Origin of the sequence: Labilibaculum sp. DW002 (assembly GCF_029029525.1) — a bacterium.
Taxonomy (GTDB): Bacteria; Bacteroidota; Bacteroidia; order Bacteroidales; family Marinifilaceae; genus Paralabilibaculum; species Paralabilibaculum antarcticum.
In genome coordinates, this window is sequence record NZ_JAKJSC010000001.1 from 2,864,139 (window position 1) to 2,878,996 (window position 14,858).

Annotated in this window: 16 protein-coding genes; 9 read left to right on the forward strand and 7 right to left on the reverse strand. The window is 35.6% G+C overall.

Annotation, left to right across the window (positions count from 1 at the left end):
- Nucleotides 1-14: 14 nt before the first annotated feature.
- Nucleotides 15-458 (reverse strand): YqaA family protein, encoded by a 444-nt coding sequence (locus tag L3049_RS11380; protein WP_275109931.1) that lies wholly within the window; start codon nt 456-458, stop codon nt 15-17.
- A 172-nt stretch (nt 459-630) separates the two neighbouring features.
- On the opposite strand from L3049_RS11380, the gene rbfA reads away from it, so the two are divergent.
- From rbfA to L3049_RS11400, 4 genes are all read left to right on the forward strand, one after another.
- A complete protein-coding gene (gene rbfA, locus L3049_RS11385; protein WP_275109932.1) occupies nt 631-966 on the forward strand; it encodes a 30S ribosome-binding factor RbfA in 336 nt (111 codons plus the stop codon).
- A gap of 50 nt (nt 967-1,016) precedes the next feature.
- Nucleotides 1,017-2,234, forward strand: coding sequence for an ABC transporter permease (locus tag L3049_RS11390; RefSeq protein WP_275109933.1), 1,218 nt, complete (start codon nt 1,017-1,019; stop codon nt 2,232-2,234).
- Nucleotides 2,235-2,333: 99 nt separating this feature from the next.
- On the forward strand, nt 2,334-3,008 hold the full coding sequence (locus tag L3049_RS11395) for a hypothetical protein (RefSeq protein ID WP_275109934.1): 675 nt from the start codon (nt 2,334-2,336) through the stop codon (nt 3,006-3,008).
- Nucleotides 3,009-3,017: 9 nt separating this feature from the next.
- A complete protein-coding gene (locus L3049_RS11400) occupies nt 3,018-3,665 on the forward strand; it encodes a hypothetical protein (protein ID WP_275109935.1) in 648 nt (215 codons plus the stop codon).
- Between the two features lie 27 nt (nt 3,666-3,692).
- On the opposite strand, the gene dusB is transcribed toward L3049_RS11400, so the two are convergent.
- Nucleotides 3,693-4,688: a tRNA dihydrouridine synthase DusB gene (gene dusB, locus L3049_RS11405; RefSeq protein WP_275109936.1), complete on the reverse strand. Its 996-nt coding sequence runs from the start codon at nt 4,686-4,688 to the stop codon at nt 3,693-3,695.
- A 162-nt stretch (nt 4,689-4,850) separates the two neighbouring features.
- Between dusB and L3049_RS11410 the strand changes: the two genes are divergently transcribed.
- Nucleotides 4,851-5,777: a CPBP family intramembrane glutamic endopeptidase gene (locus L3049_RS11410; protein ID WP_275109937.1), complete on the forward strand. Its 927-nt coding sequence runs from the start codon at nt 4,851-4,853 to the stop codon at nt 5,775-5,777.
- Here the strand turns inward: L3049_RS11410 and L3049_RS11415 are convergent.
- Complete coding sequence (locus L3049_RS11415; protein WP_275109938.1) at nt 5,736-6,500, reverse strand: hypothetical protein; 765 nt, start codon at nt 6,498-6,500, stop codon at nt 5,736-5,738. The genes L3049_RS11410 and L3049_RS11415 overlap by 42 nt on opposite strands.
- A 234-nt stretch (nt 6,501-6,734) precedes the next feature.
- Here L3049_RS11415 and L3049_RS11420 point away from each other — a divergent pair, with 234 nt between their 5' ends.
- The 3 genes from L3049_RS11420 to L3049_RS11430 all read left to right on the forward strand — a co-directional run bounded on the left by L3049_RS11420 (nt 6,735) and on the right by L3049_RS11430 (nt 9,581).
- A complete protein-coding gene (locus L3049_RS11420; RefSeq protein ID WP_275109939.1) occupies nt 6,735-7,538 on the forward strand; it encodes an energy transducer TonB in 804 nt (267 codons plus the stop codon).
- 337 nt (nt 7,539-7,875) lie between these two features.
- Complete coding sequence (locus tag L3049_RS11425; protein WP_275109940.1) at nt 7,876-9,042, forward strand: hypothetical protein; 1,167 nt, start codon at nt 7,876-7,878, stop codon at nt 9,040-9,042.
- 77 nt (nt 9,043-9,119) lie between these two features.
- The gene (locus L3049_RS11430; protein WP_275109941.1) at nt 9,120-9,581 is read left to right on the forward strand and encodes a septal ring lytic transglycosylase RlpA family protein; all 462 of its coding nucleotides are present in this window, start codon (nt 9,120-9,122) and stop codon (nt 9,579-9,581) included.
- Here the strand turns inward: L3049_RS11430 and L3049_RS11435 are convergent.
- The 3 genes from L3049_RS11435 to L3049_RS11445 all read right to left on the reverse strand — a co-directional run bounded on the left by L3049_RS11435 (nt 9,571) and on the right by L3049_RS11445 (nt 12,986).
- A complete protein-coding gene (locus L3049_RS11435; RefSeq protein WP_275109942.1) occupies nt 9,571-10,332 on the reverse strand; it encodes a succinate dehydrogenase/fumarate reductase iron-sulfur subunit in 762 nt (253 codons plus the stop codon). The genes L3049_RS11430 and L3049_RS11435 overlap by 11 nt on opposite strands.
- Nucleotides 10,333-10,335: 3 nt before the next feature.
- A complete protein-coding gene (locus L3049_RS11440; RefSeq protein WP_275109943.1) occupies nt 10,336-12,276 on the reverse strand; it encodes a fumarate reductase/succinate dehydrogenase flavoprotein subunit in 1,941 nt (646 codons plus the stop codon).
- Between the two features lie 119 nt (nt 12,277-12,395).
- Complete coding sequence (locus tag L3049_RS11445) at nt 12,396-12,986, reverse strand: succinate dehydrogenase/fumarate reductase transmembrane subunit (RefSeq protein ID WP_275109944.1); 591 nt, start codon at nt 12,984-12,986, stop codon at nt 12,396-12,398.
- 365 nt (nt 12,987-13,351) lie between these two features.
- Here L3049_RS11445 and L3049_RS11450 point away from each other — a divergent pair, with 365 nt between their 5' ends.
- A complete protein-coding gene (locus L3049_RS11450) occupies nt 13,352-14,143 on the forward strand; it encodes an alpha/beta fold hydrolase (RefSeq protein WP_275109945.1) in 792 nt (263 codons plus the stop codon).
- A gap of 58 nt (nt 14,144-14,201) precedes the next feature.
- Here the strand turns inward: L3049_RS11450 and L3049_RS11455 are convergent, their stop codons facing one another.
- Nucleotides 14,202-14,780: an outer membrane beta-barrel protein gene (locus L3049_RS11455; protein WP_275109946.1), complete on the reverse strand. Its 579-nt coding sequence runs from the start codon at nt 14,778-14,780 to the stop codon at nt 14,202-14,204.
- Between the last annotated feature and the right edge of the window lie 78 nt (nt 14,781-14,858).

A 14,858-nucleotide genomic window follows, 5' to 3' on the forward strand; every position in this document is an offset into this window, starting at 1 on the left:
AAATTGGCAAAAACTTAATTTATTGCTTGAATGGTTAACCATGCCCATACGATGTATCGACACAACTTACCTACGCCCATAAAAAATGCCATCCAATAAAAATTCGTCTTTAGTAAGCCTAATCCTAAAGGAATTAAATCACCAACAAAGGGTAAAAAGGCAAAAAAAGCAAAAGCATTTCCTTTATTTTGAAGATAGTTTCTAACCTTATCGGCTTTTTCTTTTTTTACTCGAAGAGCTTTCTCAATCCACTCCCACTTTCCTAAATAACCTAAATAATAACTGGTTAAACCTCCAGCCCAGTTCCCCAAACTAGCAATTACCACCGTTAAACTGATATCGTAACCAGAATACAAACAAAGACTTACAACTGCCTCCGAACTAAATGGCAAGACTGTTGCAGCCAAAAAACTCGCCAAAAATAAGCCCCAATATCCGTATTCAAACAATTCTGCCATAAGCACACAAAAGTAGAAAGAAAGCTTAAAGAAGAAAGGAAATATCACATTTTAGGAAGCAAATAACGAACCGTTTCCCCATTTACACATTTCCTTAAAGCTCATTTAGTCATTCTCTTCAAGTTCATTCACTATATTCTCTTATCTTTGTAAAAAAATTAGAAGATTATATATGGAAACGACAAGACAAAGTAAAGTTTCAAGATTGTTATTAAAGGATTTAAGCGAAATATTTCAAAAGGAATCAAGAAACCTTTTTGGTGGTAAAATGATTTCAGTTACTACAGTTAGAATTAGCCCAGATCTAGGACTTGCTAAAGTTTATCTTAGTGTTTTTCCTTCTCAAGATAAGGAGCCAACACTAAAATTAATTAAGATGAACACGAAGAATATTCGTAGAATTCTAGGACTAAAAGTAGGAAAACAACTAAGAATTGTTCCAGAATTGGCATTTTTCATTGATGATTCTCTTGATTACATTGAAAATATCGACAATTTGCTTTCTTAATTGAATTTCAAATTAACACTATTCTCCCTCGATTAATTCCATAGCAGAATTTGAACTTAGCCTTCCATATTGCCAAACGCTATCTGTTTTCAAAGAAAAAACAGAATGTCATCAATATCATCTCGATTATTTCGGTTGTTGGTGTGGCAATAGGAACCATGGCATTGGTTATTGTTCTTTCTGCCTTTAATGGCTTAAATGGCCTAATTGAAGACCTTTATGGAAGCTTTGATCCGGATTTAAAAATACTTCCTAAAACTGGTAAAACATTTGTTCCCGATTCAACTTTCGAGCAAATTCGAAAGTTGGAGGATGTTGTGTTCTATTCTGAAGTATTAGAAGAAAATGCCTTGTTAAAATATGGCAATCGTCAACGTCCTGCAATCGTAAAAGGTGTTGACGAGAATTTTACAATGATGACAGGCATTGATACCATGATGGTAGATGGTAGTTTCGTACTGGATAGCGGGAAACATCAGTTTACCGTATTGGGTTACGGCGTAGCGCTAGATTTAGGCGTTGGGCTTACTTTTGTTGATCCTATTAAATTTTACGTTCCCAAGCGAGGCGTAAAAGTGAGTCATAATCCAATGGATGCTTTTTCAACAAAACATCTATATCCTTCGGGTTACTTCGTTATTCAGCAAGATTTCGACTCTCAATATGTTTTAGTTCCCCTTAAATTTGCACGCAGCTTATTTTCTTACAAGAAGGAAGTAAGTGCTATTGAGTTAACAATTCAAGATCAAGATAATATTGAAGATCTAAAAGATCAAATACAAAAACTTTTAGGTGATGATTTTACGGTTAAAAACCGTTTTGAATTGCATGAGGTTCTTTTTAAAATGATGCAAACAGAAAAAATGGCTATTTTCTTTATTCTAGCCTTTATTTTAATCATTGCATCTTTTAATGTTATTGGCTCTCTAACCATGCTTATTCTCGATAAAAAATCAGATATCAGTACATTGCGTAGCATGGGTGCCAACGAAAAAACAATTCAAAACATCTTTCTATTGGAAGGTTGGTTAATTTCTCTTTTAGGAGCAAGCATAGGAATTATTTTAGGTGTTTTTATTTGTTTTCTGCAATTAAAATTTGGCCTCGTTAAGTTTGCCGGCAATGGTGCATTCATTGCGGATTCCTACCCTGTTAATGTTCATTTTAGCGATATTTTTATCATCTTTACAACTGTGGTACTTATTGGTTACGCTGCATCTCGCTTTCCTGTACGTTATATCACCAAACGTTTTCTGCGATTTAATTAATTTATTTTCTCGCGAAACACCAAATTACCAATCTATATCGTTTAATTTCTGAATGGACAAAAGATCCATTTCAATGATAACTGAATTAATAATACTGTAATGAGAAAAATTATTGTTATTTGCATTTTAGCATTTGGTATTTCTTTGGCTAGTAATGCACAAGAAACAGCTCTAACATCGAAAGGAAAAGTAGTAATTCTTTACGATAACGGAACTTGGAAATATGCTGATGTAAAAGTTGCCAACGAGGCTGCACCACAAACTGTGACAGGAAATTTAGAACGCATTTTGGCACCCAAAAGCAATTCGAACGATCCAATCGTATTAAAAGATGCTGAAGTAGCAAAATCAGCATTTATTGATGGACCATCTGCAAAGCTTAAAAAATACTTTAAGGATAAGAATATTGTTCGCTGCGATTTTACCATCAGCTCGAAAGGTGGAAAAGCATTTCTTAAAACCGATTGGAAAATAATGACGGGAGAAGCTTACTCGTATTTTGGCTTTATTAAAAAGGGAAATAAGATTAGTTTAGAACTATTGGGAGGAGAAACTGTTGACTTAACGTACAATAATGAGTTTGAGCCTAAAGAATTCGAACGTTATGGCTTTTCAACTTACACGGCAGAGTTAGAATTAAGTGAAGATCAGCTTCAAAAACTTAGAGGTAAGATTGTTATGAAAGCCCATATGACTTGGAGCAAAAGAACTGAAGAATACCAGGTTGTAGATCCATCTTTCTTTATTAAAAACATTCCTCAAATAACTAAATAAATCAAATACATGAAAAATATTTGGATTCTGACTCTCATCTTATTTTGTGGTATTACTCAACTTGATGCACAAATTAAACTAAGAACACCTGAGGGAAAAGTTGTTCTTCTTTTCGACAATGGAACATGGAAATACGAAGAAGTAAAAAAAGAAATCGTTCCTGTCGTTAAAAATAAAGAGGTAATTGAAATTTCAAAACCAATTTCTACCATTAATACAGAACTTACTTCTCAAATAGTTATTAAAGGAGTAAGCGCTAAACTAAATAAGTTTTCAAAAATTAACAATACCGTAAAATCAGATTTCCAATTGATTTCCAAAGATGGGAAAGTGAAATTAATTACCAATTGGAAAGTAATGAATGATCAGGGATTTAGAATATTTGGGTATATAACTAAAAAATCGAAGATTATTTTCAGTCTTTCGAATGGCGAGAAGATTGAACTTCAATACACAAAAGACTTTGCTCCTAAAGAATATCCTAAATATAAATTCACAACCTACTCGGCGGAATTAAATATGAATGATGAACAAATCAGACAACTTCAAAAAGCATACATCCAAGAAGTGGAGATGCACTGGAGTAGAAGAATTGAATCCTATACGATTTACAATCCGGACTATTTTATGAAAGAATTACCTAAAATGATTAAATAAAAAAAGACGCTTAAAGCGTCTTTTTTGTTATTCTTCTTCTATATGGAGATCTCCCCATTCTATTGCTATTCGATCTAATATTGGCATTAAATCGGCATAATGATCTGCTCTTAGCATCTCAATTCTAGTGTGCTTAAAATTTGGTAGACCTTTAAACATTCCAGCCATATGCCTTCTCATATGCAAAATACCGCGTCTCTCGTCAATCCAATCAATTGCTGAGTCGATTTGTTCTTTTAGCATTTTAACTTGCTGAGAAACGGTTGCAGGTGGCAGTAATTCGCCAGTATTTAAATAATGCTTTACATCTCTAAAAATCCATGGTTTTCCTACCGCGGCACGACCAATCATTATCGCATCAACGCCATATTTATCAAAAGCTGCTTTTGCCTTTACAGGATTCGTAATGTCACCATTCCCAATAATCGGAATGTGCATGCGTTGGTTGTTTTTCACATCACCAATTAAAGTCCAATCAGCCTCCCCTTTGTACATTTGGCAGCGGGTTCTTCCATGAATTGTCAATCCTTGAATACCGACATCTTGCAGCTGTTCTGCCAACTCAACAATTATTTTTGAATCTTCATCCCAACCCAAACGAGTTTTTACCGTTACTGGAATATTTACTGCTTTAACTACCGCTTCTGTAATCTTTAACATTTGCGGTACGTTCCTCATCATACCCGATCCAGCACCTTTACTTGCCACTTTACGCACCGGACAACCAAAGTTTAAATCTAAAAATTCCGGATTAGCCGCTTCAACAATCTTTGCAGCTTCAACCATAGGATCAACTTCTTTACCATAAATTTGAATGGCAACAGGTCGTTCCTCTTCCAAGATGGTCAACTTCTTCATTGTGCGATTAACAGAACGAACCAATGCATCCGAGGATATAAATTCGGTGTACATTAAATCTGCTCCATAACGCTTGCACAATACTCTAAAAGGCGGATTGGTAACATCTTCCATTGGTGCTAACAAAACTGGCCTATCTCCTAAATCCAAGTTTCCTATCTTCACGTTGTAATTTTTAAATCAGGGCACAAAGATATAATAAAGTCTTAAGAGTCGAAAAGTCTAATTGTAGAAGCATCACAACTTCTTTAATTTTTTTAATTCTTGGGATTTAAAACTTGTAAGTTCTTTGTACTTTTGTTAATCATCTTAAAAAAATAATGTATCATGCTTAAAGGATCTTTGAGTCATTACTCTCCTCTTTCACAATTAATGATGAGCTTACTTGTCGTTGTTGGTTCATTTTTTCTGTGCATGTTTGTTGGTAGCGTTCTCGCCTACCTTATTTTTGATGTCAACATCTTCACCGAAACAGAAAGCATAGATATCAATGGAGATGCTGTTAATCTTTCTGTTCTTAAATTTTACCAAGCAATCTATTCAACGGGAATGTTTATTATTCCTCCTTTCATAATTGCCTTTTTTGTCCACAATAAAGTATCCACCTATCTTTTCCTAAACAAGAAAGCTTTGCTTTCGCAGATTATTCTTGCTAGTATTAGTATTGTAGTAGCCTTACCATTAATAAACCTTCTGGCCGAAATCAACTCACACTTACAACTTCCCGAATTCTTATCTGGAGTAGAACAATGGATGAGAGAAACAGAGTTGCAGGCAGAAAAGGTCACCAAGAAATTTCTTTTAATGGAAACGCCTTACGACCTTTTAATCAACTTGATTATTATTGCCATAATTCCTGCCTTTGGTGAAGAACTATTGTTTAGAGGTGTTATTCAGCGAATTTTCTCGAATCTAACTAAGAATGTACATTGGGGGATTTTTATTACCGCATTTTTATTTGCGGCCCTTCACATGCAATTTTTTGGCTTTCTACCACGAATTGCCATGGGAATGCTATTTGGATACCTCTTAATTTGGACCAAGAGTTTATGGGTTCCCATTCTTGCCCATTTGGTAAATAATGGAATGGCCGTTTGCGTTTCTTATTTTATAAACAAGGGACAACTCCCTGAAGATGTTGAGAAAATTGGTGGCTCAGGAACTGGAGTATGGATTAGCGGAATTATCTCACTAATTTTAGTTGGAACCTTATTATTTAGCCTCTACGGCTCCAGAGAAAGGCAAAGTGAGTGAGTCTTCTTCAGCTTGTTTTTGCTGTTCCAATTTTTCACGTTCCCCTTTACGCCAAACGTAAACAATACCATATTCTGAGCATTTCTCACGACGCTGATCATCTGCTAAATCAGCAAATTTAGCTTCTATTTCATTCCAAATAGATAAAATTAATTTATCTGCCTCGTCGCGATATTCAGCCACCTTTTCTGAAAAGCGTTGGGTATTATTTTGCAAGGTTTTTTGGTTGTTAAAGGCTTGTTTGAAATTTTCACAGTTAACCCTCACAAGTGCAATGGAAGGACTGTAAATTGGATTTCCACCAGTTCTTAATCGTTCCTGCTCTCCTTTAATTAAGTTTTCGCCCCACTCTATCACTTTGGCATCTTGAAGTAAGGATGGAGCCGATTTAGAAGTGATCTTCAAACCATAAAATTCACGTACTTCTGGCTTTAATTCTCCTCGAATAATAGTGAAATTAAGCACTTGAATAAAGTGAGATACATACAACCTTGCCTTGCGCAATTTTTCGTTATACTCCTTACTCCTAGTAGATTGCTGGCTTAATGCCTGGCGATGATTTCGAATTGCCAACTCATAATGCGGAACGAAAGTTTCCAACTTTTGCAATAGTAAAAAAGAAAAAGCCAGTTCATAACGATTTGTTCTAAAACTAATCTCTAGTGCTGCTTTTAAAGCTCGTACTCGTGCAGAATCAGTATTGGGAAGTCTTCTATATGGCATCTAGATAATTTTTTAGCATTCGTGATTCTCTATTGCGAAGATACAAAAAATAAGAATTCTCAAATTACCATTCGCACATGGCAATTCTATTTTTTTATGAAGTCCTACTTAACTTTTATCAACATGCTATTCTTAGGGAGGGAACACTAGTCTTGATTGATTATATTTTCGGGATAATGTAATATATGTAAATAAACATTACTTTCGAAAGCAGAATCAATTTTACAATTTAAAATGAAAAATATTTTATTACTTTTTGCCATTGTACTAACAAATTACTGTACATATGGACAACAAGACACAATCGTATATTATAAAAATCATGCTCCAATTGCAAATTCTAATGGAGCGGACCAACAAGTCATAATTCAACAAAAAAATTCCAAATCCTCAATAATGATGACTTGTTCTCTAAAGGATGGTAAATGGAAAATTGATAAAACCGAAATAATAAAATTAAAAAAAGGAAATCGATATCAGATTAGTGATGGTGAACATCAAATCACCAGATGTTTTAAGGAAGTAAATGGTGGTTACAAAGTAGAAGAATTCAATAATAAAGGAGAAATTAGGTACAAAGGACTTAGTAAAAGCAAGTTCCCATTTCACAGAGTGGGACAATGGCAAAATTTATACAATAATAAGGTTGTAGGTATTGATGTGTACAAAGATGAACTTATGACACAATCATATATAACCACAAACAAAAAGCATTTACCAACGAATTCTTACGCTAATGCTGATAGCATAGCCACCTATCAAGGCGGTGAAAAAAGATACGCGCAGGAACTAAATGCAAACATTGAATATCCAAGAATATGCCAGGAAAATGGCATTACTGGTCGTGTCCTAGTATTGTTTGCGATTAATGAGTCTGGGAAACCTTCTAATATTCAAATTCTAAAGGGAACAGACCATTACCTAAATCAGGCTGCTATAAATGCGGTTAAATCTTGTAGAAATTGGAAGCCTGCGCTAAAAAATAACAAACCTATTAAAGTATATCAAATTGCGCCCATCGATTTTCAGTTGCGTTAAAAATTTAAATTCCTTCGTTAACAACTACCCTCAATTGGGTAGTTACTTTTTAATTCCCCAACTATGTAGAACAATTCCACACTACGTCCAATATTTTCCACAAATCTTAAGAGATGAAAATTATTAAATTATTTTAACTAAGACGCAACAAAAAAGCTTATCTTTTCGTTTACAGACTGTTACTCATATTCAGAATGAAGGTAGGGTATGATTATCTCATTTCGGTATCTTTATTGTAATAGATAGATGTAGAAAATTAAAATCAAATTTTTAATCAAATCCACTGGTGTTTTTTTGCAAGCTCCAAAGGATGGTTAACAACTAAAATTTTACAAATATGAAACGAAACATTTTTACTGTTGGCGTATTACTATTTTTCTCGGCAGTTCTTTGGAGCTGTTCTGATTCAGACAGCCCAAAAATAGAAAATGAAGACCAAGACTTGGAACAAACATTAGAGGTAAAGACTCAAACTTTGAGCGAAGCTGTTAATGAGATTGTTGCCTCGCCTGGTTTCGAACTTATCACAATGAAAGAATCTTCAACCAAAGAAGGTACTACAGAAGATGATTCTGATGATAGATTCTCCATTGAGAATACAATAACTTTAGAAGATATTAAAGGTGTTTACGATTACATTCTTCCTACGGCAGAAGAGGGTACAGAAACAAAAATGTGGGGGCTCCATACAGCTTTTGAGAGAGTTGCGGATAGTAGTAATTTCGTAATTAGACTTCCTCAGGAGAAGGCTACACGACCATGGAAAATGTACACTGATGAAGATGGCGATGCTGAATTGGATAACGATTTTGTTGTTGATGCATCTCAATATTTATCTTCAACAGTAATGAATAGTGAAGGATTTGTTTTTGACTATTTATTAGATGCAGATATTACAATTGAAGAAGAAGCTGCTGGTGAAATCTTTGTTGATTGGGATATGAATATGTCAAACGGCATGAACTTCGAATATGCTTCTGAATTTGGCTTCCCAAATGGTTATTCTGTAGGACATGAATTCACGTTTGGTGATACTACTGAGTTTGCTTACAACCTAAAGATGGATGGTGATGTTCTATACATGGAAGAAGTAGAATACATTCGTGGTACTGCAGAGACAGATGCAGAGTATGAATACGCATTAACTATTGGAAACATTAAAATTGTGAAAAATTCTAGTGGCGATGAGTACATGGTTTATCGCGATGGTGAATTACAAGAAGGTGCTGTAATTTCAGTTATTGAAGATAGCAACGCTACTGAAGGTGAAAGTGAAGGCGAAGAAGAAGATGAATCAGATAATGCATTCTGTAGAGGCGGATTTGATATTAAAATCACTTTTGCCGATGAATCAGAAGTTGTTCTTTCTGAGTTAATAGGAGAAGAAACACTTGCACAGTTAGATGAAATTTTCAGTTCAATGCACGATATGTACTTTGTTAAGAAGCTAGTTGATGTAGCAGCAAGAGAGGTATCTAAAATGGCTGATGATACTGACGAATAGATAAAAGCTAAATATAATTTAAAATCCGGCTCTTGGGCCGGATTTTTTTGTTTTACCAAATCAGTAATTTATAAAATATGATTTTCAGATACACCTTGCTACTGGCATTTCTTCTTTTACAATTCAATTTGCATGCACAAAAGAAGCATATCACCAAGCAAAAAGGGAAAGCAAGTTTCTATGCTGATAAGTTTGAAGGAAGAAAGACTGCTAGTGGAGAAATCTTTCATCAAAGTGACTTCACAGCAGCTCATAAGAGCCTTCCTTTTGGCACTTGGGTGAAAGTGACTAATTTAGATAATAAGAAGGCTGTAATCGTACGAATTAACGATCGTGGTCCCTTTGTTAAAGGCAGAATAATTGACCTATCGAAATCGGCAGCGAAAGAAATTGGAAAACTTAGAAAAGGTGTTTTTTCCGTTAGTATGAAAGTCTACAAAAAAGATCGGAAAGCAATTCGTGAAATGCGAAAATTAAAAAAGAGCGCTCCCCTAAGGCAACGCTCTTCATATTTAGATTTTAATCTAATTACTCCTTAATAGTAGCACTTAAGAATTCGCGGTTCAAACGAGCAATGTTTGCAATAGAAATTCCCTTAGGACATTCTACTTCACAAGCACCTGTATTGGTACAGTTACCGAAACCTAGCTCATCCATTTTAGCCACCATGTTCTTAGCACGACGAGTAGCCTCAACACGACCTTGTGGAAGTTTTGCAAGGTGAGATACCTTAGCAGAAACAAACAACATAGCCGATGAGTTTTTACAAGTAGCTACACAAGCACCACAACCAATACAAGCCGCAGCATCCATAGCTTCTTCAGCATCATCGTAAGAAATTGGAATTGCATTTCCATCAGGTACACCACCCGTGTTTACAGAAATGTAACCACCAGACTGAAGTACTTTTTCGAAAGCAGTACGATCAACGATTAAATCTTTAAGTACTGGAAATGCACCAGCTCTCCAAGGCTCAATAGTGATAGTCTCACCTTCTTTAAACTTACGCATATGCAGTTGACAAGTTGTAATATCGTCATCTGGTCCATGAGCACGTCCGTTGATGAATAAGCTACACATACCACAGATACCTTCACGACAATCGTGATCGAAAGCGATAGGCTCTGTTCCTTTATTGATTAGCTCTTCATTTAAGATGTCAAGCATTTCAAGGAATGAAGTTCCACCAGAAATGTTGTTGATTTTATAGGACTCTAATTTCCCTTTAGATTTAGCGTCCTTTTGGCGCCAAACTCTTATCGTTAGTTCTTTTAAAATTTTATCTGCCATGGCTTACTTGTATGAACGTTGTGTTAATTCAACAGTTTCGAATACTAAATCTTCTTTGTGTAAAATAGGTGCTTCACTTTCACCTTTGTATTCCCAAGCTGATACATAAGTAAAGTTTTCGTCATCACGCTTAGCTTCACCTTCTTCAGTAGTCGATTCCTCACGGTAGTGACCACCACAAGATTCGTTACGGTTCAGTGCATCACGTGCCATCAAATCACCTAATTCAAGGAAGTCTTCAACGCGACCAGCTTTTTCAAGCTCGATGTTCATTGAATTGAACTCACCTGGAATACGAAGATCTTTGTAGAAATCCTCACGGATCTTAGCAATCTCTTCGATAGCATATTTAAGACCTTTCTCGTTACGAGCCATTCCTACGTAGTCCCACATAATGTTACCTAAACGTCTGTGGAAAGAATCTACTGACTTAGTACCCTTAATGTTGAACAAACGTTCCATACGAGTTGTAGCAGCTTTCTCTTTCTTTACAAACTCAGGATGATTCATGTCAACACGAGGCGTCTGAATCTCATCAGCCAAGTAATCACCAATAGTGTAAGGAAGGATAAAGTATCCATCAGCTAAACCTTGCATCAAAGCAGAAGCACCAAGACGGTTACCACCATGATCAGAGAAGTTAGCCTCACCAATAGCGTAAAGACCTGGGATATTAGTCATCAAGTTATAATCAACCCATACACCACCCATTGAATAGTGAATCGCAGGATAAATTTGCATTGGCTCATTATAAGGATTCGCATCAGTAATCTTCTCATACATCTGGAATAAGTTTCCATAACGAGCTTCGATAACATCGCGTCCTAAACGCTCAATTGAATATTTAAAGTCAAGATATACTGCTTTTCCAGTTTCGTTAACACCGAAACCTTCATCACAACGCTCCTTAGCAGCACGCGAAGCAACATCACGAGGAACCAAGTTACCGTATGATGGGTATCTTCTTTCCAGGTAGAAGTCACGATCCTCGTCAGAGATATCATTAGGACTCATTTGTCCTTTCTGCAATTTAACAGCATCTTCTTTTTTCTTTGGAGTCCAAACACGCCCGTCATTACGAAGTGATTCAGACATCAAAGTTAATTTAGACTGTTGCTCACCGTGAACAGGAATACAAGTTGGGTGAATTTGTACGAAACAAGGGTTTCCAAAATAAGCACCATTCTTGTAAGCTTGCCATGCAGCACCACCATTACATCCCATTGCATTAGTCGATAGGAAGAATACGTTACCGTATCCACCTGAAGCGATAACAACAGCGTGAGCACCGTGACGCTCGATTTCACCTGTAACCAGGTTACGTGTGATAATACCACGAGCTTTTCCATCGATAGTAACGATATCTAACATCTCGTTACGCTCATGCATTTCGATCTGACCTTGTCCGATCATACGGTTCATAGAAGCGTAGCAACCTAACAATAGCTGCTGACCAGTTTGACCACGAGCATAGAAAGTACGACTTACCAATACACCACCAAATGAACGGTTAGATAAAGTTCCACCATACTCACGTGCAAAAGGTACACCTTGAGCAACACATTGGTCGATGATTTCGCCACTAACTTCAGCTAAACGGTAAACGTTACCTTCGCGAGCACGATAGTCACCACCTTTAATTGTATCATAAAATAAACGATAGATTGAGTCATTATCGTTTTGATAGTTTTTTGCAGCGTTAATACCACCCTGTGCAGCAATAGAGTGAGCTCTACGACCTGAATCCTGGTAGCAAAATGCTTTTACGTTATATCCCATCTCTGCCAAAGAAGCAGCAGCAGATCCACCAGCTAAACCAGTTCCTACAACGATAATATCTAATTTTCTTTTATTAGCAGGGCTAACTACTTTAATAGCAGCTTTGTGTTTTGACCACTTTTCAGCTAATGGCCCGGCTGGAATTTTTGAATTTAATACTGTCATAACCGTTAAGTTTTAGCAATTAAGCAAAAAAGTGTAAGTACAAAGGAATGATTACAAATCCTGCAGCAATGAAAAATGCATAGAAGTAAGATACCTTCTCTAAACGTTTTCTCCAGATCTTATTGCTGAATCCAATTGATTGGAAAGCTGACCAAAATCCGTGAGCAAGGTGTAATCCTAAAAGAATACCGCCTAACACATAAAGACCAGTGTAAACTAATCCCAAAAGTACCAGCAGTAAATAAGGCTTTCACCAAAGCTGCTCCATTATGCATCTCTTCACCATGAATAGTTACAGATTCTAATCCTTCTCCCGTAATTTGGATTGGTACAAAGAAATGCATCAAGTGCATAGCGATGAAAACCAAAACAAGTCCACCTAACACAAACATGTTACGAGACGACCAAGTACTGCTGTTACCTAAGTTCTGTACTGCATACTTCTGAGGACGAGCCTTCATGTTCTGAAGTGTTAGTGTAATAGCGTAAATGATGTGGATAATGAAACCACCAAACAATACCGGCTGTAATCCAAAACGGATAACTGGCAACGACATAAAGTGAGCTCCTGCGTTGAATAATTCACCAGTACTATCAAACAACAAAAATGAGTTTAATACAAGATGAACCAACACAAAAACAATAAGAAAAAGGCCTGATAAACTCATTATCAGCTTTTTCCCAATTGATGAACTTAAAAAACTGCTCATAGGACTAAAAATTAATTAGATTGTTTTTTATAAACTTTACTATATTAATTCGCAAATGTAAATGCTCCAAAGCGCAGAAACGATATTTAGGAACATATGAAATTTATTTAGATTGATTCTATAACAAGCAAGTGTGCGAATCATTCCTTAATTTTATGATTTAAAGATAGGTATAATTCTAATTTTTAATCGATTGGAGAATTAATTCCTTAATTGATTTCCACTAAAGTTCGCAAGTTATCAAATATTTGTATGTTATAGAACAAGCTTTTAAGATATTGTTTTAATTTAGAATGCAAATTAAAGAATCAAGCATTACAGATTTTTTATCTGTCTCAAATCTAAAATATTATATTCATCCTACTATGGATCAATTTTTACAGTTTAAAAATTACGATTTACGTTACCGTGATAAAGGAAAGGGAAATACGGTGGTTTTATTACACGGATATCTGGAATCGATAGAAACATTTGCAAATTTTGCCAACGATCTTTCAAGACTGGCTAGGGTAATAACTGTAGACTTACCTGGTCATGGGATGTCGAACCTAAAAGTGAAATCTTGCAGCATTGAGGAAATGGCCGATGCGATTGATGCTTTAACAGTTCATTTGAAACTAAAAAAAATCAATATTATTGGGCATTCTATGGGTGGTTACGTTGCCTTGGCATATGCCGATAAATATGTGCATAAACTGGAAAGCTTTTGCCTTTTTCATTCATCGCCAAATGCTGATACAGAAGAGAAAAAAGAAAATCGGAAAAAAGAAATTGATTTAATTCTGGAAGGTAAAAAAGAACTCATTTGCAAGTCTAGCATCCCAAATACTTTTTCGAACAAGAATTTGAAAAAATTTGCTCATGAAATTGAAAGAATAACAAAAATTGCTTGCGAAACTCCAGATCATGGCATTGTTGCTGCATTAGAAGCGATGATGAATCGACCCGATCGAAATCATGTTTTAAAAGCTCTCGACATGCCTAAAGTGAGCATGATTGGTAAAGAAGATAATTTTACACCAATGAAAGTAGCAGGTGAAATTGCTAAAGCCAATAACTTAACCCCTTTCGTACTGCAAACATCAGGACACATGGGATTTATAGAGCAACGACAGGAATGTTTACGAGAAATTTTTAGGATTATTTATGAGTGTTAATTCATAAAAAAGGATGCTATAAATAGCATCCTTTCCATATTATATCTAAGATACAGTCTTATTTCTTTCCTCCACCAAAATGGAATCCAAGTTTAACAGACATATAGTTATACTCGTCATATCCTTTTTCTTGACCGAAAATCAAGTTGTACTGAAGAGCCATGTCGAAGTGACCATAAGAAAAACCAACTTTTGGAGCAATACCAAACTTAGATCCTAAATCATAATCTCCATTAATATCTATGGTATTTCCACCACCCAAATCAGTACTAGAATCAAATTCGATTGAACCCAATGAATAAATACCAGCATCCATTCCAACAAATGGACGGAAAGAATTGGTATTGAAATAGTAATCGAAAGTTGCAGCATAAGAAACAACAGCAGAAACATCAAATGCATCTTCATTAGCAGACCCCATAACAGCACCTTCTAATTTAGCACCTAACAATACATTATCTGTTATATGATACTTAGGATTCAAATAGTATCCAACACCAGCATCAAGAGCATCACCACCTGGCATTGCATAAAGTAAACCTGCATCTACTCGAAAAGATTTAAAAGAATCTGATTGTGCCGAAGCAACTCCTGCAAATACTACACAGGCCATAATTAGCGTAAAAATTTTTTTCATCTTACAATGTTTTAACTTAAGTTAAATTCAAATAAAAGCATTAATAAGAAAACCTACAAGTATTAAATGCTTATTAAA

What these genes read in the sequence shown, in the direction of transcription:
- L3049_RS11380 (WP_275109931.1), bottom strand. Translation starts at nt 458, where the DNA reads ATGGCAGAATTGTTTGAATACGGATATTGGGGCTTATTTTTGGCGAGT.
- rbfA (WP_275109932.1), top strand. Translation starts at nt 631, where the DNA reads ATGGAAACGACAAGACAAAGTAAAGTTTCAAGATTGTTATTAAAGGAT.
- L3049_RS11395 (WP_275109934.1), top strand. Translation starts at nt 2,334, where the DNA reads ATGAGAAAAATTATTGTTATTTGCATTTTAGCATTTGGTATTTCTTTG.
- L3049_RS11400 (WP_275109935.1), top strand. Translation starts at nt 3,018, where the DNA reads ATGAAAAATATTTGGATTCTGACTCTCATCTTATTTTGTGGTATTACT.
- L3049_RS11410 (WP_275109937.1), top strand. Translation starts at nt 4,851, where the DNA reads ATGCTTAAAGGATCTTTGAGTCATTACTCTCCTCTTTCACAATTAATG.
- L3049_RS11415 (WP_275109938.1), bottom strand. Translation starts at nt 6,500, where the DNA reads ATGCCATATAGAAGACTTCCCAATACTGATTCTGCACGAGTACGAGCT.
- L3049_RS11420 (WP_275109939.1), top strand. Translation starts at nt 6,735, where the DNA reads ATGAAAAATATTTTATTACTTTTTGCCATTGTACTAACAAATTACTGT.
- L3049_RS11425 (WP_275109940.1), top strand. Translation starts at nt 7,876, where the DNA reads ATGAAACGAAACATTTTTACTGTTGGCGTATTACTATTTTTCTCGGCA.
- L3049_RS11430 (WP_275109941.1), top strand. Translation starts at nt 9,120, where the DNA reads ATGATTTTCAGATACACCTTGCTACTGGCATTTCTTCTTTTACAATTC.
- L3049_RS11435 (WP_275109942.1), bottom strand. Translation starts at nt 10,332, where the DNA reads ATGGCAGATAAAATTTTAAAAGAACTAACGATAAGAGTTTGGCGCCAA.
- L3049_RS11440 (WP_275109943.1), bottom strand. Translation starts at nt 12,276, where the DNA reads ATGACAGTATTAAATTCAAAAATTCCAGCCGGGCCATTAGCTGAAAAG.
- L3049_RS11445 (WP_275109944.1), bottom strand. Translation starts at nt 12,986, where the DNA reads ATGAGCAGTTTTTTAAGTTCATCAATTGGGAAAAAGCTGATAATGAGT.
- L3049_RS11450 (WP_275109945.1), top strand. Translation starts at nt 13,352, where the DNA reads ATGGATCAATTTTTACAGTTTAAAAATTACGATTTACGTTACCGTGAT.
- L3049_RS11455 (WP_275109946.1), bottom strand. Translation starts at nt 14,780, where the DNA reads ATGAAAAAAATTTTTACGCTAATTATGGCCTGTGTAGTATTTGCAGGA.